General features: G+C 48.4%; 23 protein-coding genes and 1 riboswitch. Of the genes, 13 read left to right on the forward strand and 10 right to left on the reverse strand.

Features of this window, described 5'->3' with window-relative positions; genetic code table 11:
• Nucleotides 1-5: 5 nt before the first annotated feature.
• The 8 genes from C7B65_RS01755 to C7B65_RS01790 all read left to right on the forward strand — a co-directional run bounded on the left by C7B65_RS01755 (nucleotide 6) and on the right by C7B65_RS01790 (nucleotide 10219).
• Nucleotides 6-839, forward strand: a complete 834-nt coding sequence (locus C7B65_RS01755) for a hypothetical protein (RefSeq protein ID WP_073069172.1) — start codon at nucleotides 6-8, stop codon at nucleotides 837-839.
• Nucleotides 840-874: 35 nt separating this feature from the next.
• Nucleotides 875-2005 carry a hypothetical protein gene (locus tag C7B65_RS01760; protein WP_073069173.1) on the forward strand — a complete coding sequence of 377 codons (1131 nt, stop codon included), beginning with the start codon at nucleotides 875-877 and terminating at the stop codon, nucleotides 2003-2005.
• Nucleotides 2006-2171: 166 nt separating this feature from the next.
• Entirely contained in the window at nucleotides 2172-3107 is a 936-nt protein-coding gene (locus C7B65_RS01765; protein ID WP_073069174.1) for a hypothetical protein, read from the forward strand.
• A 25-nt stretch (nucleotides 3108-3132) separates the two neighbouring features.
• Nucleotides 3133-3687, forward strand: a complete 555-nt coding sequence (locus C7B65_RS01770) for an Ig-like domain-containing protein (RefSeq protein WP_073069175.1) — start codon at nucleotides 3133-3135, stop codon at nucleotides 3685-3687.
• Between the two features lie 10 nt (nucleotides 3688-3697).
• Nucleotides 3698-3928 carry a hypothetical protein gene (locus C7B65_RS01775; RefSeq protein WP_073069176.1) on the forward strand — a complete coding sequence of 77 codons (231 nt, stop codon included), beginning with the start codon at nucleotides 3698-3700 and terminating at the stop codon, nucleotides 3926-3928.
• A 50-nt stretch (nucleotides 3929-3978) separates the two neighbouring features.
• Nucleotides 3979-5589, forward strand: a complete 1611-nt coding sequence (locus C7B65_RS01780; protein ID WP_073069177.1) for a tail fiber domain-containing protein — start codon at nucleotides 3979-3981, stop codon at nucleotides 5587-5589.
• A gap of 111 nt (nucleotides 5590-5700) precedes the next feature.
• Complete coding sequence (locus C7B65_RS01785) at nucleotides 5701-9894, forward strand: eCIS core domain-containing protein (protein ID WP_073069178.1); 4194 nt, start codon at nucleotides 5701-5703, stop codon at nucleotides 9892-9894.
• Between the two features lie 10 nt (nucleotides 9895-9904).
• A complete protein-coding gene (locus tag C7B65_RS01790; RefSeq protein WP_073069179.1) occupies nucleotides 9905-10219 on the forward strand; it encodes a hypothetical protein in 315 nt (104 codons plus the stop codon).
• A 215-nt stretch (nucleotides 10220-10434) separates the two neighbouring features.
• Here C7B65_RS01790 and C7B65_RS01795 read toward each other — a convergent pair whose 3' ends face one another.
• Both C7B65_RS01795 and C7B65_RS01800 read right to left on the reverse strand, forming a co-directional pair.
• Entirely contained in the window at nucleotides 10435-11460 is a 1026-nt protein-coding gene (locus C7B65_RS01795; RefSeq protein ID WP_223257263.1) for a hypothetical protein, read from the reverse strand.
• Nucleotides 11461-11678: 218 nt separating this feature from the next.
• Entirely contained in the window at nucleotides 11679-11870 is a 192-nt protein-coding gene (locus C7B65_RS01800; RefSeq protein ID WP_073069181.1) for a CbtB-domain containing protein, read from the reverse strand.
• A gap of 19 nt (nucleotides 11871-11889) precedes the next feature.
• A riboswitch (cobalamin riboswitch) is annotated at nucleotides 11890-12088 on the reverse strand.
• 186 nt (nucleotides 12089-12274) lie between these two features.
• On the opposite strand from C7B65_RS01800, the gene C7B65_RS01805 reads away from it, so the two are divergent.
• Complete coding sequence (locus C7B65_RS01805) at nucleotides 12275-13159, forward strand: WD40 repeat domain-containing protein (RefSeq protein ID WP_073069182.1); 885 nt, start codon at nucleotides 12275-12277, stop codon at nucleotides 13157-13159.
• A 117-nt stretch (nucleotides 13160-13276) separates the two neighbouring features.
• Nucleotides 13277-13840, forward strand: coding sequence for a hypothetical protein (locus tag C7B65_RS01810; RefSeq protein WP_073069183.1), 564 nt, complete (start codon nucleotides 13277-13279; stop codon nucleotides 13838-13840).
• An 8-nt stretch (nucleotides 13841-13848) separates the two neighbouring features.
• On the opposite strand, the gene C7B65_RS01815 is transcribed toward C7B65_RS01810, so the two are convergent.
• From C7B65_RS01815 to C7B65_RS01825, 3 genes are all read right to left on the reverse strand, one after another.
• A complete protein-coding gene (locus tag C7B65_RS01815) occupies nucleotides 13849-14607 on the reverse strand; it encodes an undecaprenyl pyrophosphate synthase (protein ID WP_073069301.1) in 759 nt (252 codons plus the stop codon).
• A gap of 38 nt (nucleotides 14608-14645) precedes the next feature.
• Nucleotides 14646-15005, reverse strand: coding sequence for a hypothetical protein (locus C7B65_RS01820; RefSeq protein WP_073069184.1), 360 nt, complete (start codon nucleotides 15003-15005; stop codon nucleotides 14646-14648).
• Nucleotides 15006-15160: 155 nt separating this feature from the next.
• Nucleotides 15161-15778, reverse strand: a complete 618-nt coding sequence (locus C7B65_RS01825; protein ID WP_073069185.1) for a hypothetical protein — start codon at nucleotides 15776-15778, stop codon at nucleotides 15161-15163.
• Nucleotides 15779-15966: 188 nt separating this feature from the next.
• Here C7B65_RS01825 and C7B65_RS01830 point away from each other — a divergent pair, with 188 nt between their 5' ends.
• Together C7B65_RS01830 and C7B65_RS01835 are read left to right on the forward strand one after the other, a co-directional pair.
• Nucleotides 15967-18318 (forward strand): tetratricopeptide repeat protein, encoded by a 2352-nt coding sequence (locus C7B65_RS01830; RefSeq protein ID WP_223257264.1) that lies wholly within the window; start codon nucleotides 15967-15969, stop codon nucleotides 18316-18318.
• A 541-nt stretch (nucleotides 18319-18859) separates the two neighbouring features.
• Complete coding sequence (locus C7B65_RS01835; protein ID WP_143161986.1) at nucleotides 18860-19120, forward strand: hypothetical protein; 261 nt, start codon at nucleotides 18860-18862, stop codon at nucleotides 19118-19120.
• Between the two features lie 224 nt (nucleotides 19121-19344).
• Here the strand turns inward: C7B65_RS01835 and hemJ are convergent, their stop codons facing one another.
• From hemJ to purM, 5 genes are all read right to left on the reverse strand, one after another.
• Nucleotides 19345-19941, reverse strand: a complete 597-nt coding sequence (hemJ, locus tag C7B65_RS01840; protein ID WP_073069188.1) for a protoporphyrinogen oxidase HemJ — start codon at nucleotides 19939-19941, stop codon at nucleotides 19345-19347.
• Nucleotides 19942-20459: 518 nt separating this feature from the next.
• Nucleotides 20460-20738 carry a DUF3082 domain-containing protein gene (locus tag C7B65_RS01845; RefSeq protein ID WP_223257265.1) on the reverse strand — a complete coding sequence of 93 codons (279 nt, stop codon included), beginning with the start codon at nucleotides 20736-20738 and terminating at the stop codon, nucleotides 20460-20462.
• A 57-nt stretch (nucleotides 20739-20795) separates the two neighbouring features.
• Nucleotides 20796-21737, reverse strand: a complete 942-nt coding sequence (ispE, locus tag C7B65_RS01850; protein WP_073069190.1) for a 4-(cytidine 5'-diphospho)-2-C-methyl-D-erythritol kinase — start codon at nucleotides 21735-21737, stop codon at nucleotides 20796-20798.
• A gap of 13 nt (nucleotides 21738-21750) precedes the next feature.
• Nucleotides 21751-22599, reverse strand: a complete 849-nt coding sequence (gene rsmA / locus C7B65_RS01855; protein ID WP_073069303.1) for a 16S rRNA (adenine(1518)-N(6)/adenine(1519)-N(6))-dimethyltransferase RsmA — start codon at nucleotides 22597-22599, stop codon at nucleotides 21751-21753.
• Nucleotides 22600-22603: 4 nt separating this feature from the next.
• Nucleotides 22604-23722 (reverse strand): phosphoribosylformylglycinamidine cyclo-ligase, encoded by a 1119-nt coding sequence (gene purM / locus C7B65_RS01860; RefSeq protein WP_317615779.1) that lies wholly within the window; start codon nucleotides 23720-23722, stop codon nucleotides 22604-22606.
• Between the two features lie 325 nt (nucleotides 23723-24047).
• On the opposite strand from purM, the gene C7B65_RS01865 reads away from it, so the two are divergent.
• Entirely contained in the window at nucleotides 24048-25112 is a 1065-nt protein-coding gene (locus C7B65_RS01865; protein ID WP_073069191.1) for a septal ring lytic transglycosylase RlpA family protein, read from the forward strand.
• Nucleotides 25113-25296: the final 184 nt, after the last annotated feature.

Consider the following 25296-nt stretch of genomic DNA (forward strand, 5'->3'; position numbering starts at 1 on the left):
AACCGATGGCTGATATTCAACGTTTGAACTACTTTAATCAACAGTTTTTGGTCGAGGTCGATTTTGAAGGCGAGCAGAAATATCACCTGGATATGCGTCGTCGTCACAATCGTTTGTTGCACACTTCTGGGGTTGCCGAAGGGCTACAAGTCGTTAAAACCGATGCTAAAAAATTGAACATAACGCCAGGAACAGCACTCGATAGCAAAGGCCAGGAACTCGTTTTACTGGACAATTTTGCGATCGACCTTAGCGCCTCCGCCAGCACCTCTGCCGCTAACGCAGTGGTGTTTATCACGATCACTTACGGCGAAAAGGAATCTGACCCGCAGCCCCCGCCACCCGCAACCCTTGTGGGCAATACGCGAGTGACCGAAAAGCCGACGATCGTCGCCAGCACCGCCCTGCCTGACAGTAGCGTCGTACAATTGGCAAGAATCACGCTAGATGGCAGTGGCAACATACCAGGGAACGTAAACGACTCATTTGACGGCGGTGTGCGCGTTGCGGCGGGTTCAGTCTTGGCGGATAATTCTGTGTCTGTGAAGAAGCTGAAAAAAACCCTTTCGTCGCTGTCTGGTACTGACACTGTGACGATTCCACGGGGCGAGAGTAGGCAAATTCCCGCCTTTACTGCCCCGCTTGCTTCAGCCAGTAGCGCGTTTTTAGTGGTGTACGCTTTTTCGCCCACTGCCGCAGCTAAATTTCGATGGGAGCAACAATATAGTACGGCTGGAACAGCACCCAATTTAACCATCAACCAAACGGTGACTTTTACTAATTTGAGCGAGACTCCAATTGATGTGAAATACAAAATTTACATCGTGCTTGAGAGTTAGATTGTGGGCGAATTCAAACGTTTAGGAGAAAACCGATGCCTGGAGATGAAAGTTATGACAGTATTCGACTCAGACGCATTGGGGCTGAGTTTGAGCAATGGCCCAAACTCAGTTGTACCGAGATAGGTGAACTGACGATCGCAACCGACCCTCTATCAATACCCGTCAATCTAAAAGTAACGGGCGCAATCAAAGCAACCTCGTTTCAAGGCGATGGCTCTACCCTGGATGGAGTAGTCAAAAAGACAGGCGACACCATTACAGGCGCACTGACGCTTCAGAACAACTTGATCGTTGATGGTAATGTCGGCATTGGAGCAGCAGCACCTGCCACAAAACTAGAGGTTAATGGCGCGATCAAAGCCACATCTTTTCAAGGGGATGGCTCAGGATTAACCAACCTCTCAGTGGCCGCGAGTCAGTGGCTCAATGGCGCAAGCAGCAGCATTTCTTACGGCACTGGCAACGTGGGAATTGGCACCCCAACGCCGCAAGGAAAATTGGACGTGAGTGGAGACATTCGCGCTGGCAACTCTGACCTTTACTTCACCAAAACAGACCACAATCACACTGCAATTGGCAACACGGTGGGCTGGGCTGCGATCGAAAATGCCGCCGACTATGAAGCGCTTATGATTCTTGGCAGGGCAGGCACTTCCAAAGGTCGCTATGTGCGGCTGTGGGATTATCTGCAAGTCAATGGCGGTTTGGACATCACAGGCAATGTGGGTATTGGCACGACTGCCCCCGATCGCAAACTGGTCGTTCGAGGTGGCGAAACCAGCCTGGAACAGGAAGATTGGCAAACTCCGACCTTACAAAATGGCTGGGTTAATTACGACACTACTTACAATTCTGCTGCCTACTTTAAGGACAGTTTGGGCATTGTTCATTTGAAGGGATTGGTTAAAGCGGGAACTGGCACAATCTTTACGCTGCCTGTCGGATACCGACCCTTAAACCAGGAGCTACATGCGGTTGCGACTCACCCAAATGAAATGGGTCGAATTGATATTTTGACTAATGGACAAGTTTATATGCAGAAAGGCAACAATGCCTGGATTTCGTTAGATGGCATTACCTTTCGAGCAGGCGCTCGTCGATTCAGAATACCCATCGATCGCATTCCCTTTCCGATCGATCGTGCCGTCGTGAATCCTGTCTAATGGCTATAGCTATGAACGCAACTGAGAACGAGCCGCCTGCCCAAATCGATCGTGTAGCCGATGAACCTGAGTAAACCTCAGTTTGACGTTTTTTGGCAGTCTCATTAATGTTCAGTTAAGCATTGTTTGAAGAACGATCGTCCATCTTAAATTAGGAGAACTAACCATGCCTGGAGATGAAAGTTTTGACAGTATTCGACTCAGAACCGCTGGAGCCGACTTCGAGCAATGGCCCAAACTCAGTTGCAGCGAATTGGGTCTGTTAGATGTGGATGTGAGCGACTTAAGATTGGATGGCGGTCGCTCCGTGCAATTTCAAGGCAACGGACAAATTCGCACTGCCGGAAGTCTTCGTATCTTCACTGACACCCCCGTTGCCACCGAAAAACTGACCGTTTTACCTAACGGCAATGTTGGAATTGGCAATGCAGCACCTACCACCAAGTTAGAAGTCAGCGGCACCGTCAAAGCGAACTTATTTCAAGGCAACTTTTCCGGCGATGGCTCTGCCTTAACCAACCTCTCAGTCGCAGCGAGTCAGTGGCAAAATGGCGCAAGCAGCAGCATTTCTTATAGCGCTGGCAACGTGGGAATTGGCACCACAACACCGCAAGGCAAATTGGATGTGAGTGGCGACATTCGGGCTGGCAACTCTGATCTTTACTTCACCAAAACAGACCACAATCACACTGGAATTGGTAACACGCCGGGTTGGGCCGCGATCGAGAACTCCGCTAGTCATGAATCCCTAATGATTTTAGGCAGAAATCAGGGCACAGGCGGCAGCATCTCGCGAGTGGTTAAATTGTGGGACTATCTGCAAGTCAACGGCAATTTGGATGTAACAGGCAACATTAACGGCAGAGTCACCGGGATTGGGTTTGCGTCTGCCTCGGTTCAAAATGGTCAAACGATTCCTGTTCCCTCTGGCTTTACAAGAGAGGAATGCGTATTTTTTGCCTCAATTAAGTTTCTCAACTTTAGAAGTGGTGAAGCGGTTTCTGTAAACGTCGTTGTGGACGGAACCGGGAAAGTAACGATAAACCCTCCGGATAAAGTGGTGGCGATCGGGGTGGCGCTCGCCAAGAAAGGTGGATGGTAAACGTCATTAACCAGGAGATTTAAACATGATTGTTGTTTACGATAAACGCACTAATGAGCTAGTGGGTGTGGCCATGGAAGTGATAGACAACGGCACTTCTCGACAGCCCACATTAGAGGAATTGTATCCTGACCGCGATCGCTCTAACTTGGGATTTTTGCACGTGAAAGATTCTCCCAAATACGCATTACACCCCGATCGCTGGCAGGCAAAGTTTGATGAAAGCGGCACCCCGGTTGGCATCGAACGCAGACCTACTCCGCTCAGACTCTACTTAGCCACAGACGCGATCGACACCGATGGCGATGATTTACCCGAACTGATTGCAGATGGTCAAAGCAAAGCCACCATCACAGTTGAGGTCAAATATGCCAGAGGAGACCTGTTCACGGAAGAACTGACGCTAAATTTCAAAACAACCGGAGGCGCACTTTCGGCGAGAAGGGTGACGACCAATACTGGACAAGCCACGGTTGAACTAACCTCGTCACTGGAAACAGTTTCAGTCACCGTAGAAGTCTCAGCGGAGGGAGCCACAAGTAGCTCTCTAGGGTTTGAGTTTATGCCTCGCAAACAATAGGGTAAAAATAATGAAAGAACAAATCGAGCAGCGACTCAAAGATCTGAAAGCAGAGTTTGAGTCAGGTCAAACAATGCTGGCAGATTTAGAGACGAAGCAGGCAGCTTTGAGAAGTACCTTACTGCGGATTAGTGGCGCAATCCAGGTGCTAGAAGAACTCCTGACCGATGCCAAAACTTCTGATGAAAATAATGCTCATTCGCCTCATCCTGAAGTGTTTTTGCAGCCTGATAAAGCCTAACAATTGGTTATATCAACAACGATCGCCCATTCTACAATTGGAGAACAAACATGCCTGGAGATGAAAGTTTTGACAGCGTTCGACTTAGATGCGCCGGGGCCGTCTTTGAGCAATGGCCCAAACTGAGTTGCAGCGAATTGGGTCTGTTAGATTTAGATGTGAGCGACCTAAGATTGGATAACGATCGCTCCCTGCAATTTCAAGGCAACGGAAAAATTAGCACTGCCGGGAGTCTGCGCCTGTTTACAGATGCTCCGGTTGCCAGTGAAAAATTATCAATTCTAGTCAACGGCAATGTTGGCATTGGCAACCCTACGCCAACCACCAAACTGGAGGTCAATGGCACCGTTAAAGCTACATCTTTTCAAGGAGATGGCTCCACCTTGACGGGAGTGGTCAAACAAGCGGGTGACAGCACCCTGACTGGTTCGCTGACGGTTCAAAATAACTTGACAGTGCAAGGCAACTTGGATGTAACGGGAACAACCACCTTTCGCAATATTGAACAGCATCAGGGAGACCTGGAACTGGGTGATGCAGACACCGATCAAGTGAAAGTGCATGGCAGTCTACGATCGACGCATTCTTCAGGGTTGCTGCAAGTTAACTCTAGTTTGACAGTGACCGCTAACTCTACGACCTGGAATGGATGGTACGAAGCAATCAAATTTGGTCAGAGTGCTCATTCTGCAATAACTCATCCCGGTGGAAACTTACTGTTTGGTTTGCATAGCGATCGCCATTTCTATTTTGCGGATATGGCAGAAGGTCAGTACATTATGACGATCGATGCTAATCCAGCCGGGGGCGGCAATGTTGGCATTGGCAACATGACACCAGATGCCAAACTTTTTGTTCAAACTTCGTCAAAAAATGCGGGAAATAACACCGCTGTATTCTATGCTCCAAATATTGGTCCCAACTTCTCGCACGTTCACTGGGGCGCAACGGGAGATTGGTATATTCGCTCTGCTGCATCGACTGGGAAGGTGGTTCTGCAAGACACCGGGGGCGAAGTCAGTATCCCTGGGGGTCGCCTGAGTTTTGGCGCTGCGGTTCGTCAAATGATCAATCTGTGGGCTGAAGATTATGGCATTGGTGTGCAGTCCGGCACCACTTACTTCAGGTCTGGAGATAACTACTGCTGGTTTAGGGGTGGTCGTCATAATGATGCACGAGACAACCCCGGTGGCGGCATAAGACTAATGGCACTCAATGGGGCAGGTGATTTGATTCTCTCAGCCCGCACCAACCCCAGCGGTAACCCATCAGGATCACCTTGTCGAGCATTAGTAGATAACGGTAACAAGTTAATTATTAACATTGCCAATGACTATCCCCAAGGAGTTGATATTGTTAATGGCAGATTTGTGTCATCTCGTGAATTGAAGCAGAACATTGTTGAGTTATCCACTGAGGAAGCGGCCGAAGCGTTAAACGGTCTCAATCCGGTGAGGTTTAGCTATAAAACAGACACTCAAGAAACCCGTCATACTGGCTTTATTGCAGAAGATGTTCCAGATTTGCTGGCATCTTTAGACAGAAAATCAGTTGGGCCGCTGGACGTTATCGCCGTTTTAACGAAAGTGATGCAAGCCCAACAAACCACGATCGCCACCATGACAGAGCGCATTAACCATCTAGAAGCCCAGTTTGAATGAAATTTTGAGCAACACACCCAAACCATTAATTTGACAAATGGTTTCACAAACCGTGTTTCTATCAGTTTGCAAGCTAGGATTTGAACATTCTCACATCAGCGGGAAGGTTTTATGGGAGACCAGCGATCGGATCAAACTACCACCCTCGAAAGCAGTCGGCAACAGAGTGCTGCGCCAACCTCCAAACCGCCGATCGCGACTCATGCTTCTCACCCACTGCTGCAACTGCAACAACAACTCGGCAATCGGGCTGTCACTCAGTTAATTCAAGCAAAACTCAGCGTCAGTCAGCCCAACGATGCCTATGAGCAAGAAGCTGATCGCGTTGCCGATACTGTGATGCGGATGCCTAATCCGATCGTGCAGCGCCAACCTTCTGAAGAAGAAACGATTCAGGCAGCCCCGATCGGACGCGTCACGCCACTCATGCAGCGACAGGAAGAAAAAGAAGAACCTGTGCAAATGCTGCAACGGCAAGTTGAGGAAGAAAAAGAACCTGTTCAGATGCTTCAGCGACAGGTTGAAGAAGAACCAATTCAGGCAAAAGCAACCCAATCAACGCCTGCTGTCACTTCCAACCTAGAAACTCGGATTCAGACGATGCGCGGCAGTGGACAGCCCCTTCCCGACTCCACCCGCGCCTTTTTTGAACCGCGCTTCGGCTACGACCTCAGCAATGTCCGCATCCACACCGATTCTCAAGCCAGTGAGGCTGCTCGCCAACTCAACGCTCAAGCCTTTACCTTACGTCAAGATGTTTTCTTCAACGCTGGACGCTATGAACCCCAAACCAGCCAAGGCAAGTGGCTTCTGGCACACGAATTAACCCATACGATCCAGCAAAACCCAGGAGCCTCTCTGGTAGCGAAGCGCAAAATCGTGCAGCCGCAGCCAGAAGGTGGGACTGGGCACCCTCGCTTGCAGTTGCAGAAAAACGGGGCGATCGCCATTTCTCAAAACTCCAGTCCTACAATCCAGCAAAAAGTGAGTGGCAGTAAAGCGCCCACTTCCCCTGCTCAAGACCCAGCCTTTCAGGCAGTGGTCAAAAAAGCAAAAGCTGCTGCAAAACAACAAAAGCACCATGAGCCTGCAAAAAGCAAAGCGGCTCAAGCTCAGACTGCCGCAGTGCCTCCTGCGAACGATGTTACCAGTAAGGCCGCAGGCAAACAGGTGCAGCAGATGGATCAGCAGCAACCCAAAGCCTTTGACCGCAAAGCCTTCAAAGCTGCCCTCGTTGCCAAGATTGCCGCCGCTGCCCCCAAAAATCTGGAGGAAGCCGACAATTTCAAAGAAAGCGGTAAAGTTGGGGCTGTCAAAGGTGAGCTGACCGGACAGGTGACTAGCAGCAAACAGCAGTCGGGAGGAGCGATCGAGGCTAAGGTCAAAGGCACCCCCGACCCCAGCGGCATTGCGTCCAAAGCCGTCACGCCCTTACCGCCTAATCCGTCGGGTGCCCCTCCCAGAGCGATCAATGCCGCCCAAGCAGCGCCCAAACCTAAAACTGCTGCCGAGATATCCCTCCAAGCTGGAAGTCAATCTCTTGACCAACAAATGGCTCAAGCCGAGGTGACAGAAAGCCAACTGAAAAAATCGAACGAGCCGGATTTTAAGACTGCGGCAACTGCGAAACAACAGGCGCAAAAAGATGCAGTCACCGCTCCTCAAGCCTATCGCCAGGGTGAACAGGGAGTATTAGCGCAAGCGCAAGCGCAGGCAGTCACGACAGCAAAGGCGCAACTGACTGGAATGCACGCCGTACGCGGGCAAGCGCAAACTAAAACTACCACTGCCCAACAGCAAGCCAAAAACCAGGATGAGCAGAAGCGCAAGGACGTTGCGAATGAACTTCAGACTGCTTATGCTCAAACCAAGAAAGCGGCTGAAGACCGCCTCGCCCGCTTAGACACCGAGGTCAACCAAGCCTTTGATTCGGGGGCTACCGCCGCCCAGCAAAATTTTGAGGATTATGTTACCCGGCGGATGAAGACCTACAAGGATGATCGCTATGACAGGATAGGCGGAAGCATTCTGTGGTTGAAAGATAAACTCTTGGGCTTGCCGAGTGAAGTGAATGCTTTTTATCAAGAGGGCAGACAGCTTTATATTGCTCAGATGGATGCGGTGCTCGATCGGGTTTCCATTCTGGTCGAAAAGGGGCTAAATGAGGCAAAAGCTGAAATTGCCAAGGGCAAAAAAGCAATTGAGCAGAAGCTATCAGAACAGGAACCCTCTTTGCGAAAAGCATTACAGGAGGATGCCAAAAAAATCCAAGGGCAGTTTGACCAGTTAGAGCAAAGTGTTGACGATAAGCAAAATCAACTGATTGATTCTTTAGCCCAAAAATATAACGAAAAATTGCAGGCGATCGACACTCGCATCGACGAGATGAAAGCCGAAAACCGCGGCTTGGTCGATAAAGCCATTGATGCCATTGCTGGAGTGATCAAAACCATCCTAGCGCTGAAAAATATGCTCTTGGATGTGCTGTCAAAAGCCGCCTCGGTGATTGGCAAAATCATCAAAGACCCGATCGGCTTTCTGGGTAACCTGGTGGCTGGCGTGAAACAGGGCTTCATGAACTTTGTTGGAAATATTGCCTCGCACTTGCAGAAAGGATTGATGGGCTGGTTGTTCGGCGCGATCGCAGAAGCCGGGATTCAGATTCCAGAGAGCTTTGACTTGAAGAGCATTCTCAGTCTGGTCATGCAAGTGCTGGGGGCAACTTGGGCGTTCATTCGTGCCCGTGCGGTGAAAGCCTTGGGTGAGAAAGTGGTCAAGACGATGGAAACCACCGCCGAGATTTTCCAGATTCTAATGACTCAGGGCATTGTGGGAGTGTGGGAGTACATTAAAGAGCAACTCAGCAGTCTGAAGGATGTGGTGATTGAAGGCATCAAGTCCTTCGTTAGCGACAGCATTATCAAGGCGGGAATCACCTGGATTATCGGATTACTCAATCCTGCTGGGGCCTTTATCAAAGCCTGCAAGGCAATCTATGACATCATCATGTTTTTTGTCGAGCGGGGCAGTCAGATTATTGCCCTGGTTAATGCGGTGCTTGATTCGGTTGGCGCGATCGCCGAGGGTGCGATCGGCGTTGCCGCCAGTGCCGTAGAAAATGCCCTCTCCAAAGCCGTTCCTGTGGTGATCAGCTTCCTGGCTGCCCTGCTGGGTGTCACTGGCATCAGCAAGAAGGTTCGAGAAATCATCGAGAAAGTTCAGGCACCTGTCAGTAAAGCGATCAATTGGCTGATTAACAAAGCCTACAACTTAGTCAAATCTGCTGGCAAACTTCTTGGATTTGGCAAGAGCAAAGATGATAAACCAGATGAGCGTACAGATCAGCAAAAGAAAGCTGACCTTGACCAAGGTGTGGGTGAAGCGGATAAACTCATGGCGGAAAAAGATGCAACCCCCGACAGCGTCAAAACAAAACTGCCTACAATTCAATCGAAGTACAAATTAACTTCGCTTCAGTTACTCAAAGATGCTGAGGATGAATACCATATAGAAGCCAAGATTAATCCCGAAGAGAAAGGCCCAAAACATAAGCTGGGTGGTAAAAAAGGAGTATCCTTCAAGCTAGCTCCTGGTGGCTTTGCAGCTCATGAGGAAGACATCTTATCATCAGAAGATGCGGATAAGAAGGTACATCTTCTAACTAAACATGGTTCAAGAGTTAATTCAGTTTACTTGAAGGAGCGTCTTGAAGAGCCGCTGAAAAGATTTCGGGAGGAACGCGAAAAAAGAGAGAAGCTCTATAAAGAGCAAATTGAAAATATAAGGAAAACAATTGATGAATTATGGAAACAAACTGAAACGGCTAAGCCAGACAAACTTGAGAAAATTTTGAAGAGAATTCAAGGAGATAAAGGTCAAGGTCTAGAAGCCCAAGTGAAAGATATACAGAGCAAGCTTCGCTGGTTGTTGAATATTAAAGAAGACGACAAATCTGCGATTGAATATGCATTGAATACAGAATGGCACTTGAATATAACTTTTCGAGCGACTAAGTTTTATGATCAAAAGATCATGGAGAAAGCAGTAACGGAAGCATTAGAACAGAATCAGGAGAAAATCGATAAAGGCTTTACTGATAAAAATGGTGGTTCCTTAGAAGTTGGGACAACATTACGCCCGCCAATCAAGCATAAGTTCTCTCAGAATTTAGGTGTGGGCTATGAACTAGGTTCAAATATGGAAACGGTTCCAATCGGTTCCTTGAACCATGTTGTTGTAGTTATTGTACTCACAGACAGCGAGAAACGCCTTTACAAAGTAGAGACTGCTCACCCAGAGCGTTAAGAAAAATCCAATGATTAGTCAGGATGATTTAGATATTGTTAGTGAGTTTCTTGTCAGGTTCTATCACCAAGAACCTGATTATTTTGAAGCCACAATAAGAGCTTTGCAAGTTTTAAAAGATCGCCATCAATATAAGTGGGAGTTAGCAGCGGCATTCAGGAAGGTTCTTGAAAGTTCATTGCCTGAAGACACACTAAGAGACCTTGTACTCTTCAGTGCCAACCGCTTTGTTCAAAACCATGAAGATGCTAAAGCCGTTCTCAAGAGAATCTATGATGATAATATTCTTTACACTGCGGTTGATTTTGATGACCTGAAAGATTGATAAATAAACAGAAGTTAGTAGGGTGAACACTGCCCACATCCATAAATTTGCCGCGATCGCCCCACCCCAAAGCAAAATTCACAGGCGCGATCGCTCGTGCATTCGCCAGTGCATAGTTAGATTGAATCGATACTAAACAAGGAGCGATCGTTCAAAGAGGGCACGACGTTGATTGTTGAAGCGCGATCGCTTCCCAACAAAGCCGCTCCAGATTCCTAAGAAAAACTACGCTTCAAAGTGGGTGGTGACTGCTGAGTTCGTCGCCGCTGTAGCCACAGTCCTAGCAGCAAACCAACGCCTACGATTCCTGTCATGTAAGCAAGCGAAATCAATCGAACAACCAGCGGCGGCGCAACGCCTTCTACAGGAATATTCTGAGCGACTTGAAATGGCTGAAACCGTCGTGTAGAGGTTGGCTGAGGCGCAACTTCGACCTCAATATTATGGGGCGCACCATCAAAGAACTGCTGCTGCCATGCGAGTTTTCCGGTGCTGTCTGGAATGCCCTGGTAGGCAAACGCAACCCAATTATTTTCTAGCTGTGTGGTTTTGATCCGTAAAGCTACATCGGTGACAGGTTGCTTGGTTTTGACATCGATTACACCGACTTGCAGTTTAGCAAGTTGACCCACAGTAGCACTTGAGTCACCCGAAAGTTGCATCTCTAAACCCTGAGATTGCACTTTGGATGGCTTGTCGGATGTAGGCACGTCTTCTGTCATGTGAGACATTGCCATCGACCTATGAGATTGACCCAGTTCAGCGCTGATGTTGACATAGAGGAGAGCCGCGATCGCCACCACAGTCACGCCACTCAGCAACAATCTCACCCGTTGCGGTGCAATTTCTCCTGGCTGAATGGGTTGCCCACTGCCAATTAACCAACCACCTCCTAGCCCTGCTGCTAGCAAAATTGCTGCCAAAATGCCAAAGTTACGATATTTAACCCAGTTCTCTGGCACCGATAGAGTCAGAGTTTGGTGAATCGGTGCAAAGGCATTGGGGACGATCGGCATCACATCTACCAACAGTTGGTAAGTTCCTCGAATTGGCAACATTTGTTGAATCTGTAGCTCACCCTTGGGCGCTAGAGCTTCTAGATCTAACAGCGTTGTGCCTTCCGAGATCGGGAAATCTGTTGTGAACCAGGGGTTTTGCGATCGAGTCAGAATTTGCAGCCGCATCTTGGCGTTTTCTACAGAATGACCTGACTCATCTATTGCTTGCAGTGTCAACTGCACCGGGGGTTGGGGGCTGGTTGCCTCCGCTTCAAATGGTTTAATCTCGCTTACAACTGGGCGGGTTGTTAATCGTATAGAAGGTTGGGGAGTTTGGGAGAACCCGATCCAACCATAAAGGATCATTCCTATCAGACAAATCACACTGATAAGCGCTGAACGCTTGAACTTTGACATCGTTTTATTCTGCAATCACAACACAAATGGGCTGAATCTCAGCCCTAATGACAACTCACAAGCGCAGTGTGGTGACGCAGTGAATGCACTTTGTCGTGAATAGCTGGATAGGTGGTGAAGTAAACAGTCCACAGGATCAGTGCGAAAAGTGAGACGTAAAGGGCTGATTGCACCGGAACTGATAGCGTCCGCTGTGCGATTTTTTGCTGAACTGAAGAATAAGATTGAGTCGTCATTTTGTACCTCGTAAATGAGACGATGTTAGGCGATTCGGCAGGCGTTCTGACTTGGAGAATGCAAAATTAAAAATGGTAAGAAGCACACATCCTACAAATTTTTCATTTCTAATTTTTCATTTCCTTCACAGTTGCGGGACAGCGGTAGAGTTTCACTACACTTTCCCTGTTTCCTCTGACGGCTGCTCCCCGTCAGAACCGAGTCGTGAACTCAGCATACTTGATCGGGAAGATTTTAGAAACGTTTTAGAGGATCTGCTGCTTCAATAGACTTCCTGCATAAATACTCCGTTCTCACCCTATTCCCCAAAGAGAAGGGAGCCAGAATCTTATTCCCTCTCTTTGGGGAGAGGTTTAGGGCGAGGGCGGTTCAGATGCCAGATCATTTGTTGCCAAGCTAGTATATGAAAAATTGGCGGCTCCGACTGCTGACGATTCTGTGGGCTGCAAACAGTAGAATAGGCGGTGTGATCAGTCCTTTAAATCAACCCAAAAGAGATGACGCGGTGCTGGGTGGTCAGGTGACAGCCCCGTCGGGAAGTGTTGTGCTAGGCGGGCTAGATGGAATCAAACGACGGTTTGCCAGTGATCTCATAGACCAGCGCATCGCTGCACTTCGAGAAGCAGGGAGCGCCAGTGTCGGGTTGGATCTGTTGATTCAAGGGCTGCAAGACTCGTCGCTTGTGGTGCAAAAAGTGGCGTATTTGCTGCTGCAAAAGCGGTGTGAACTCAAGGCAAAAAAGGCGTTAGACGACTATAGCCCCTATGCGCTGTTTGAATGTCTAGCAACCTTGGCAGGACACGCCGCAGGAGTCACCGCGATCGCCATCGCCACGCGGCGTTTTGTCTACCGTCCTGATCAAGAGATTGTCATCAGCGCCAGTCGAGATGGCGTAGTTAAAGTCTGGGATTTGCAGGCACAAGAGGAACTGTTTAGTGTGAATGTCTGGGCGATCGTGTTTGCGATTTCTATCGACCCTGACGAAGACAGTTTCACGATTAGAACCAAACAACAGCTTATAAAATCCTGGAGTCTCAGAACTGAGCAGCCAGTGACTCCTGCTCAAAAACAGCCGAGAACGATCGCGTCCGTGACCGTAAACGAAGGCAGACACTTAATTAGCGGTAGCCGCAAAACCATCAAAATTTGGGATTTACACGCCGCACGAGAAGTCTGCTTATTGCAAGGGCATTCCAGTTTAGTGACAGCAGTCGCAGTGAGTCACGATCGCCCTTTACTAGTCAGTGGCAGTGAAGATCAAACGGTTAAAATTTGGGGAGTTGCTTAGTCTGAGACAGAAAATTGACGATCGCTTTGAGATTATCGATACTATTTAAATAGCCTCATTTGATAATTATCAGTCTTTTAAGATCATATTTCTTAACCTGTTGTTTGAATGACTCTCATGACACACACTATTTCGCAAATTAAACGAGTCAGTTTTTTGACCGGAGCGTTAATTGTATTGAGCTTCTTGTCTCATAATGTGGCGGCGATCGCACGCGCTGTCACTGCTTCCCCACAGGTCGCCCAGACCAATCAAGACGGTTATCAAACCTATCAAAGCCAGCGTTTTAAGTTCAAAATTGACTATCCGCCTAGCTATCGCTTAGATGCCACCGAAGAAAGTCGCGGCATACGGCTTCAGCCAACAACGAAAGATCAGACTGGAAGCATTGTGATTGCAGCGTTTAGCAATCCTAATAGACTTTCTGCTCTGGAATGGGTGAGCCAACAGACGGCGGAGTCTAACTTCAGCAATCGCCAAGATACTCCTAGAAGCTATAGCTTTGCAGGGCAGCCCGCGATTTCTTACCCGTGGTGTGACAAAGTGTGTGCAGATAACGTGGTGTTTCCGAGTCGCGATCGCCAGACGATCATGGTGCTCACCGTTCTTTATGACTATCCAGCCGATCAAATTCGCTGGGACTTTCAATCCATTATCGGAAAGTTTCGATTCACCTCGTAGCCATCGCTTTAAGCAGATGCGGCGGTAACTCGACCAAAGCGCCGATCGCGCCGTTGATACTCCAACAATGCTTGATGAAAGGCGACTCGATTGAAATCTGGCCACAAAACATCGGTGAAATACAGTTCTGTGTAAGCAAGCTGCCAGAGTAAGAAATTACTCAAGCGAATCTCGCCACTCGTACGAATCAACAGATCAGGATCAGGCATCTTTGATGTGTCGAGAGCGTTAGTGATCAGTTGTTCACTAATCGCGTCTGATCGAAGTTCTCCCCGTTCTACTTGCGCTGCAATTTGGCGACACACTTGCGTTATTTCAGTCCGGCTGCCGTAGTTGACTGCAATGTTAAGTCGAACGCCCTGATTATTCTCAGTCGCAATCATCGCAGTGTGTATTTCGCGTTGTAAGATGTTTGGCAATGTCAATAAATCTCCAAAGAATGAGACTCGCACTTGCTCGCGCTGCATTTCTGCCAATTCTCGACGCAGCAGCCGCTCAAACAACAGCATCAAAAAGTTGACTTCCTCGATCGGGCGGCTCCAATTTTCGGTCGAAAACGCATAGGCGGTCAGCGCTTCAATTCCCCAGTCTTGGCAGCACCGCACCAGGTCTTTGAGCGTCTTAGCGCCGTGACGATGCCCAACAATGCGGGGCAGTGCTTGTTGAGTTGCCCATCGACCATTGCCATCCATAATTACAGCGACGTGGCGAGGCAAGCGATCGGGGTCTAAATCAGACGGAAGCGTTGAAAAAAGATTAGAAGACATGGGGATTTTATGCGTGACTAGGTGAACAGGCGGGTTTCTCATGCTTGATTTTTCCCAAATAGACTCTGCAAATAGTCGGGCGTTAGACTCTGATTCCAGCGCCAGAGATGCCACAAAGTGCGTAAGCAGGTAAACGAAAAGGTGGCTCGGTTTGTCCAAGACCACGATCGCCACGACAGAACGTTCATCATCCGGTGTAAGGTGCCAATCAAACTGCTGCGTTCAGCCCGATAAGTGACTTGCCCTTTCATAGTTTTGAGCAGCGTCAGAAAAATGTGACGCACCGAAGATTCTGGAAACGCCCAGACCCCAAACCCCCAAAATTTAGTCATGTGGTTGATTTCGTCTTGCGCCAATTCTGCCAGGATGTCGTGAAGCGACCCGGTAGAGTGTGCCATCAACCAGAGATATAAACAGGTTGCTCCATATTCTGTCGCGATGCGGTGTAGCCCAGGGTGCGACCTCTACCTGATACTAAAGTGACTCAAGCCTCCTGCTGATAAGGTTTTTGAACGATTTCACAGTAGTCCTTTTGATTATCCATTGATCAATTTTACAGGCACTCAAAACCCTTATGGAGCAAAAGGTAATCGGTTTTTTCCAATGTATCGGATGGAGGTCGCACCCGTAGCCCATGCCGATAGAGGTCAGTGCGAAGATCGCCCGACGGCTCATATTGACGGACAGCACGAGGCGTTGGGGCAACTTTTTCACCCGCAAGCTGCCCATAAATTTTGAGCAAAGCAGGCGTATGCTGGCGTTCTTCTTTCTCCCATAATCCGGGTTCTAAGAGTACACCGTCTGAATCAGTCGTGCCTCCCACAAAGCGGGCAAGCGGTGGATGCAGCGTTTCTAAATAGCGCCGACTCGTCTCGGTATAGGCACGAATCGGCGCTTCGGTATCGATCGCGCCCACCAAAATCGAAAGAAACACGTCTGGGTCAATGCCCACAATCTGCTGGTGATCGAGATGCCAATCAATCAAACTCCAGGGGCGCGGTTGCGGATTCTCAAATTGCACTGGCAGATCTCGCAACCGTTCATGAAGGTGTTCAAACGAAAGATAGCGATCGAGTAGCCGATTGATTCGATCATAAATGTGACTCTCATTTCTAGAATTCTCACTGCATGAATCGGCGTTGACGAGTCTACAATTAGGCGCATTGATCATAGAATTTTCACCTTTAGCGAATCGAAAATCTGATGATTTGAATCGGTGTAAATCAAGCAATTGTTGAGCTGCTGACAGCTTATAAAGAAACCCAAGGGTTTGTCAGTCGGGCGAAGTCGGCAATTTAAGGATTTCAAAAAGTCGGAAAAAGTCGGAAGCCGACAGGATAGACTCAATGCATCTATGGTGTGTCACGATCGATGGATGCTGAAGCCGTCTTAACTTGGGTGGATGCCCTAATTGTTTCTAACACTGGAAAACGCCTCAGCGACCTGCAAAGAACCGTTTTGCAAAAGGTTTGGCAGGGGCACAAATATTTAGAAATCGCTGCCCACTATGGCTGCACCGAAGGACACGTCAAAGACGTTAGCGCCGATCTCTGGCAATTTCTCTCAAAACAGCTTGGCGAAAAAATCACCAAAAGCAACTGTCGCACCGCCCTATCTCGTTATTTTCAAATCGCTCCGACTGCCAAAAAATCGGCTAGCCTCAGGCCTCACTTTGTCGGACGCACTGGTGCGATCGCTGACCTCGACGCGCTGATTAACCAAGGCGCAAAGGTGATTGTGATTCAAGGCGAAGGCGGTTTAGGCAAAACCACACTAGCGCAGCAATATCTTCAAACTCAAGGGTTTGACCTGGTTTTAGAACTGTTGATGGCCAAAGAAACCCAAACTATCACTTCAGCCGAACGGGTGGTCGAAGAGTGGCTCAAACAAGACTTTAATCAAGAACCCGGCATCGAATTTGGGGTGACGTTAGGACGACTGAAACGACAACTGCACGATCGTCGAATCGGGGTGCTGATTGACAATCTAGAACCTGCCCTCGATCAACAAGGTCGTTTCATTGCTCTTCATCGTAGCTATGTTGAGTTGTTTCGCGTCTTGGCAGATGCCAGAGTGCAGTCTGTGACGCTGGTGACGAGCCGCGATCGCTTGTGTGAGTCAAGTCTCAACGTCGCTCACTATCGGCTTCCAGGCTTAGATCAACGCGCCTGGAACGAATTTTTCACCCATCGAAAGATCGCGATCGATGCCCCAACGATCGAAAAGATGCACCGCGCCTACGGAGGCAACGCCAAGGCAATGGGCATCCTCTGTGGGGCAATTTGGGAGGATCTAGGGGGCGATATGGTTGTCTACTGGCAGGAAACACACGGCGATTTGTGGGTGACGACCGATCTAAAGGATTTGGTGGCAAATCAAGTCAACCGCCTGCAAAGCCTTGACCCTCAAGCCTATCGCTTATTTTGTCGGTTGGGATGCTATCGCTATCAAGATGTGCCGACTCTGACAGCGCAGGCGTTGCAGTGTTTGCTGTGGGACGTTCACCCCGATGATCATCGAGCCACGATCGCGTCGTTGCGAAATCGCTCTCTAATCGAGTGTCATCACAACGAATATTGGTTGCACCCCGTGATTAGAGCTGAAGCGATCGCTCGGTTGCGAACGAGTGACGAGTGGCAAATTGTGAATGCGAAAGCCGCAGAATTTTGGACGACCCGTGTTGAAACGATCGAGACCACAAAAGATGCTTTAACCGCTTTAGAAGCTTACTATCACTATGTTGAAATTGACGATTTCGAGTCAGCAGGCATTGTCATTCTAAAGAGCAGAAATAATCAATGGCGGCAGTTTTTACCTCTGGGCAGCACACTCTATCGAATGGGATTAGTGCAGCCTGTTCTTGCTGCTATTAGCCAGATAATTTGTAATATTCAGTCCGATCAAAATTTAAGTGAACTCTATAATATTTTGGGTGACTTACGATGGATCACGGGCAATATTCATGACGCGATCGAGTGCCAAGAAAAGACGATTTCTTTAGCCAATCAAGCGATTAAAGTACTCACATTCACAGCCGAAACAAAGCGCCAGTTTTATTATCTAAACATGTTAGCCGTAGACTCACAGTTGAGCATGGGTCTCTATAAAATCGATTTATGGGAACTCGAAGCAGCGGCTTGTTTATTTCAGCAAGTGATCCGATCCGCGCAAAACACCGAGCATCATCGTTGGGCAGAAAAAGCGTCTGTTTGTTTGGCACTTGTCTATTCTTATTTGGGGCAGCGAGCAGACGCGCTGAGTTTAGCCGATGATATTCATCACACGCTTTCAGCCCCATTAGTCGAGCAGTCTGTAAGATTTGCTTATTTCATGCAAATTCTCGGTCAAACCTACCTCAACTTAGGCAATTTTGACCGAGCGATCGCTTTATATCGTCAAGCGCTCACCTTTGCCGAAGCCGGACACTATACCCAAATTAAAGCCAAAACCCTCAACGGATTTGCGGAAATAGATCGTCAGCAAAAATCATTTAAAACTGCCCTCACTCGACACATAGAAGCGATCGAGCTTCTCGATAGAATGGGCGCAAAATGTGATCTAGCAGACGCTTATTTTCAGTTAGGGTTAACTTATCAAGCCATGCAAGAGATAGGCAAAAGTCGAGAGAGTTTCGATCGGGCAATACGTTTATTTTTAGAAATGCGCGCCCCTAAGCAGGTTGAAAAAGTACTCAAGCAAGCGACTCCTTGACGGCGCGATCGGTCAAGGTTAACTGAAAGCTTGCAGCATTTTTAGTCAGTCCGTTGACCCGCCCTGAACTGAAGTTCGGGCGGGAGAATGCCATGAACAACAGGTTCTTATCGCCCAGATGACACAGGTGCAAGATCTAAATCAATCAATTGTTTTTAACAGAAGAATAGTCTCTTGGAAATACTTTATTGGTTCCACAGCCCTAACTCAGGCTAGAGGAGAGGTGACGCTGATCTTTTTAAGATTAGCCTCAAATGTTCGTAGCTACAAGCGGCTTGAGTGCCGTTCTTCAACCTGTTATCGCTGTTGTATCCACAGCGCTGAATCCTTCTCGTGATCTTCGTTTTAGAAATTTGACAAACGAATAACGCAAGAATACGGCGATCGTAGGCAACGAGATCAACACACCGCAGAAATCGCTCGATGCCTCGCTTAAATTGCGTCACGATCGCCCACTCTTTAACGAACAAATGACTCCAGAACTATCGAGAAGAAAGTCACCGGAGCAGGAGCCGCCGCGATTGCCCTTGGCAGCCCGCTTTTGACTGAAACCGCAGACGCGGCATCTACACCTGATGCTCAAATGAAGGCAGTTCCAGACGAATTAGCCAGCTTTGAAGCCCCTCCGATCGAGCAACAGTCTTCCTTTAATGCGCGCAACAATGCGACGATCGCCAATGCGGTGATGGGTGTGCTTGCCAAGCGGGGTAGGCCTGCGGTTGAAGCAGTGGGAAATGTCAGCCACAAATTGATCCCCGGCCCTGAAGGCAGGGCTGGTTTATTAGTAAGAGAAAAAAGCTAGACTCCCTATTTCTCCCTTGATCGCTTTGAACATTATGTACAGAGGCAACCAATTCATAAGGGCTTCAACATCATTCTTTTTTCAACAAACCAGTCCTGCCAATTTTGGGGGACTTCAAGCCCAGAATTGAGATTCAAAGTCCCCCAAAATTGGGAGATTTAGGGGACAGCCCGGATTTGCAACCGTAGCGAAAAGCTTCATCGAATTCACGTTAATTTACAATCCTAAGCGCCCACTTCTGAAGTCGATTTTGTTGCAACGGTGGCTTCTGCCAGCTCTTTCTCTTTTGCCAGTCTGCGCTTTTTAGCATAAAGCTGAATGATCGCCGCCATTGCCACGATCATGGCAAAGATTCCCCAGGCGGTGGCGCTAGTGGGTAAATTGTTCTTAAACACTGCCAACATCACGACAATCACAAAAAACACAGTCGGCAACTCGTTAAACCAGCGAAACTGTTGCCCAGTCATTTTGCATTCGTCGGCAGCGAGTCGCTTCATGATAATTTTGCAGTAGTGGTGATAAACCAGCAAAACTGCAACGCAGGCAAGTTTGGCGTGCAGCCAGGGTTCTTTGAGCACGTCTGGTTCGGTGGTGACCAGCCCGATCGCCATGACAACCGTCAACAACATTGCAGGAGTCATGATGATGCTATAAAGGCGCTTCTCCATGATCTGGTATTGATTTTTGAGAATGGTGCGCGCTGGCTCTGATTGTTCGTCAGCTTCTGCGTGATAAACAAACAGTCGAGGTAGATAAAACATTCCTGCAAACCAGGCGACAATTCCCACAAGGTGAAATGCTTTGAACCAGAGATATGTCATAAAAAATTCTTCGAGATTTTGAATTACGAAACGAATCTGCTCAAGGAGATTGAGACGGACTATCTATAATTCTCTAATATTGAGGCATCAAGCGGTAAGCGCGTTGGCAATTTGAAATCTAGAATTACGATCGTAGGCTGTGGAAAACTCTAATTTATATAAAAATTGAATTGCTAATCCACGCCCTGGGCGATCGGGCTACCTCGTTTTGCTAGAAACCAGTACATACATAGTTCTCAGCCATAATCAATCAACTTTTGAGCTAGATTTCTCTTTTGAGGAAAATTTAAACCGTCTTTGCTAAAAGGTGATAAAGTATGGAGCGGTTCATCTCAAACATCACGAGAGAATCAGGGTTTGAGCGCGTAAATTAAGAAAAGCCCTTCACAGGCAAAAAGTTTTCCACAGAGCAGAAAAACCGATTCTGCTGGATCAGTTGATCTGTGGAAAACTTTGAATGTTCTGTGGAAAAGCTAGAGGGCAATTCTAAAATCTTTCTGGATCTGCGAACCCTTAGATCAGTCTACCGTCGATCGCTGCTTTACTTGCCCAATCAAAACCTGAATGCCTAAGCCAAATAGCCCGACGGCAGCTAACCCAAAAATTCCGGTGCCCAAGGCGCTTAACCCAACCACCAATGTTCTGACTGCAACGGCAATATTGATGGTGGTGACGTTGTGATATTGCAAAGGTCTGTTAGCGAAAGCGAGGGCGATCGATTGAGTCATGTTGTATAAAACCAACGCAATTCCACCCGCGACGAGCGAACCCAAGACGCACTGGAGAGGGCTGGGCATTGCGTTAGATCGAGTCTTGGATTGAGAAGATTCAGACGAAGATTCAGGCATATTTCATTAACTGGTTGCTAACCGAACTCCAGACGGACAAAACCTCGTAACCCAGAGATCTAGATTGGGGTCAGCGATCGCCCCTTTCATCTGCTCTCTAACTTGCTCGGCGTGGGCTTGAGACTCGACTAGCCCAAAAACCGTAGAGCCAGAACCAGACATCATCGTGCCCAACACCCCTAAACTTTGAAAGCGATCGCGGAGCTGCTGCACTTGCAGATATTCGGGCAACACGACGCGCTCAAGATCATTGTGGAGTAGTTTACCAATTTGAGCGAGATTTTGCTGGGCGATCGCTGCCATCATTCCTCTAGACTGCTGTTTTCGAGTCTCTATCTCACTCACACTTTTTGGATAGGTGTCACCAAACTGCTGTCGGTAGGTTTTATAGGCCCAGGGAGTCGAAACTGGCAAATCGCGATATTTGGCCAGCACCACATATATATCGTGAAGATCGGGCAAACCGTCTAGTTGTTCTCCCCGCCCGGTCGCCAGCGAGGTGCCGCCTGAGATGCAAAACGGAATGTCTGACCCTAGCGTTGCACCCAACTCTTGCAGTTCGGAGTGGGTGAGTCCTAAATTCCACATTAGATCTAGACCGACCAGCACCGCCGCCGCATTGCTAGAGCCACCTGCTAACCCTGCGCCCAGAGGGATGCGCTTCTGAATATTAATTTCGACTCCCCCAAACTTGGCAAAATAGTCTGGAAACTGCCGCACCATCAAATCGGCGGCTTTGTAAGCCAGGTTTGTTTGATCTTGAGGCACATCGGGATGGTTGCACCGAACCTGAATCGTCTCTGCCCCGATCGGGCGCACGGTCACTAAATCGGCTAACTCGATGCTTTGCAGCACCATCACCAACTCATGGAACCCATCGGGACGATCGCCCACAATTTGCAGATAGAGATTAATTTTTGCTGGAGCAACGAGAGAATAGGAGCGCATAAAAAGTTGGGGGTCAGGGTTCTGGGGTCAGGGTGGGTGAGCCATTGCCCACGACTTCTACGGTGTTGCTGAGTGCGACCCAATTGGCGACGCTGAGATCTTCGGCACGAGCTTGAGGGTTGACTTCTAATTGTTCCAGAATCTGGGTCAGTCGATCGCCTTCGATCAAACTCTTCAAATTGTTTCGCAGCATTTTGCGCTTGCTAGAGAAACCAAGTCTAATCAGCGTCTCCATTTGTCGCGGATTGTGAGCCGGGTTTTCAACCAGACGCGGCCGCAGACAAATCACCGCCGAATCTACTTTTGGCGGTGGCTGAAAGGCTTTAGCTGGGACATCACAAACAAACTGACAATCTGCTAGATATTGAACCCGCACTGACAACGCACCAAAATGGGTCGAGCTAGGATTGGCACACAGCCGCAGTGCCACTTCTTTTTGCACCAGTAGCACGATCGAGTTAAAGGGATTGGGATTGGGACTTGCGATCGTGCCCAGCAATTTTTCTAAAATCGGCCCAGTAATGTTGTAGGGAATATTGGCGACAACTTTTTTAGGATTTTGAAAGGCAGGTGCAGGTTCTAGAAGTTCGTCAAAGTCAATCGATAAAAAATCTCCTTGCAGCAGCAGAAAATTTTTGACTTGACCCAGTTTTTTAGCGAGAAGTTGACACAAATCTCGATCGATTTCAACGGCGACAACGGCTTCAGCTTGGGCTAATAATTGCCGTGTCAAAACGCCTGTACCTGGCCCAATTTCTAGGACTCGATCGGACTTTGATAACTCTGCCGAACTGACAATTTTAGCCAATGCCTTTTCGCTGCGGAGCCAATGTTGACCAAATTGTTTGCGGGTTTTGGTCACAATTTTACGCAGGTAAACCAACTAACTGTCCAGCACCGGGAATCACCGTGCCGATCGTGGATGCTTTAATTGTTTGAGACGCAAAAAATTCTAGGGTTTCTGCTGCACGATCGGGCGGCACAATCACCACAAACCCAATTCCCATATTAAACGTATTCAACATATCGATCGGGCTAACGTTTCCTTGAGTGGCTAACCAATTAAAGATGGGTAAAACGTCCCAACTATTTGGATTCACTTCAACTGTTTGGTCTTTTTGCAAACAGCGAGGCAAATTTTCTGGCAGCCCGCCCCCCGTAATGTGCGCCATGCCATGAATGGGAATCTGATGTTTGAGCGCCGCCAAAATCGGCTTAACGTAAATGTGAGTCGGAGTCAGTAGAACTTCACCGAGACTTTTTCCAGCCAGAATTTTGGGACGATCGCTCCACTCAAATCCACGATCGCTGACAATTTTGCGAACCAAACTAAAACCATTGCTGTGTACGCCGCTGCTCGGAAGCCCGATCGCTACATCTCCAATTTGCACTTGAGAGCCGTCTAAAATCAGACTTTTTTCGACAATACCGACGCAGAAACCTGCTAAATCATATTCATCTGCCTGATAAAACCCTGGCATCTCAGCCGTTTCTCCACCTAGCAGCGCACATCCTGCCAACTCACACCCTTGCACAATGCCTAACACGACCTCTGCCAGTTGTTCGGGTTGCAGATGCCCGGTTGCTAAATAATCTAAAAAGAACAGTGGCTCTGCTCCACAGGTCAGCACATCGTTGACGCACATGGCAACGAGATCAACGCCAACCGTATCGTGACAATTTAAGGTGTGAGCGAGTTTGAGCTTAGTGCCCACGCCATCGGTGCCCGATACCAAAACGGGTTCTTGATAGCCTGTCGGCAGTTGAAACAATCCGCTAAAGCCACCAATGCCGCCCAACACTTCGGGGCGATAGGTGCGTTTAATCATGCTGCCGATGCGATCGACAAATGCCCGCCCTGCTTCAACGTCAACCCCAGCCTCTCGATAATCCATGAAATGAACACCTCTGTATCCGTCACCAATGCTGAGTGCTGCAATTTTGACCCACGCAAAATCACTGAGTTTTTCTGGCTGTGCAGACACAAGACTTCAGCATACCCTACAAACACTGTGAAGCTAGTGTGAAGTTTTAGTAAAGTTCCTAATCGCAGCAAATCTTAAAACTTTTCTAGAACCATCGCAGGATAAGGCTTTGAAGTCAAACACGCAGTGTGAAGGTAACATGAAGTTTCTTTGCATACTGATAGCACCCTGATCCCCTGGGCAAAAACTTCATGGTAGTCTGTTGCAGTTCTGTAACTGGGAGTAAAAAACGGAACGAGTACGAGTTAACTAAAAGCCTCTTGCAAATTTGCAATCTGCTTACCGAACTCAGGCTCGATGGCAAATGTCCTTCACACACGGAGATATGAATCAAAAACTTATTAGCGGTCTGACTGCAACCCTGTTGATCACTACCTTGTTAGGTCTCAACCAACGCAGTAACGCCGAATCATCCCCAGCGGTGAGTCAAGCTTCTGAAGCCGATCAAAATTCTCCACCGCGCCCGCATTCGCCGATAGGCGATGTTGTCAAAGTCGGTGAGCAACAGAGCCAAACCCCGTCCTCAGAGGACTCGATCGCCAAGATTCAAACCCACGAGCGCGCTGGACGCAAAGCCGCAACGCTCTATGTTCGCAACATCCCGGTTCTAACCTTTGTCGGTTCACAGTCAGCCTCCTCTAACGGCGTAAAAATGGGAGCAACGCAGACTGATGAATCTTCTCAAATCGCCAAACTCAAGTCTGGTTCTGTGAGTGCAGCAGCAGCACCTTCTTCAGATCAGCGTCAGAATTCTACCCAAACTTCGCAGTCTGATCCGGTCACAAGAGCCACCGCGATCGCTGCCAAACTCAACCAACTCTATCGCCAAGGGGTCGATGCAAAAGGCATCACCGTCAGATGGAAGCAAGCCCCCAACGGAAAAGGCGATCGCTACATCATCGAGGCTAACAAGACGACGATCGTGGCAGTTGATGCCGATACGATTTTGCCCGACACCACCAAAAACCCTGAGCAAGATGCGCTGCAAGTTACCAATCGGCTTCGTCGTCTGATCGGAGATGCCGCACCGCTCAAAGGAGTGCCTAACAAGCCAAACAATGGAGGACAGCAGATTTCTCTAGGCCCGATTAAGCTTCGCATTAATGGTTGGGCATCTTGGTATGGCCCTGGATTTGATGGCAACGCGAGTGCGAGTGGTGAGACTTTCAATCAAAATGCGATGACGGCGGCTCATCGCTCTCTGCCATTTGGGACACAAGTGCAAGTCACGAATCTAGATAACGGACGATCGGTGATTGTGCGAATCAACGATCGTGGCCCTTTTTCGGGCAATCGTGTGATTGACCTTTCAACAGGAGCCGCCCGTGTTTTGGGAGTCATCCAAAGTGGCATTGCCCCAGTGCGCCTAGAGGTGATGAGTTCTCGATAGTTCGTCTGACCATTAACCACATGAGTTCGATAGAAGTGGTTCACTCCGAACATCTTTGCTGAGCTGAAGGCAGTGTGAATTCGGGAAGCCCCCTAAATCCCCCAATTTGGGGGATTTAGGGGGCAGAAGCCGCTGAGAACGAAGCGAAAAAACTCGTCGAACTCACGTATTAACCGTAGGGACA

It is taken from the genome of Phormidesmis priestleyi ULC007 (genome assembly GCF_003003695.1).
In the GTDB taxonomy this organism is placed as follows: Bacteria; Cyanobacteriota; Cyanobacteriia; order Leptolyngbyales; family Leptolyngbyaceae; genus Phormidesmis_A; species Phormidesmis_A priestleyi_A.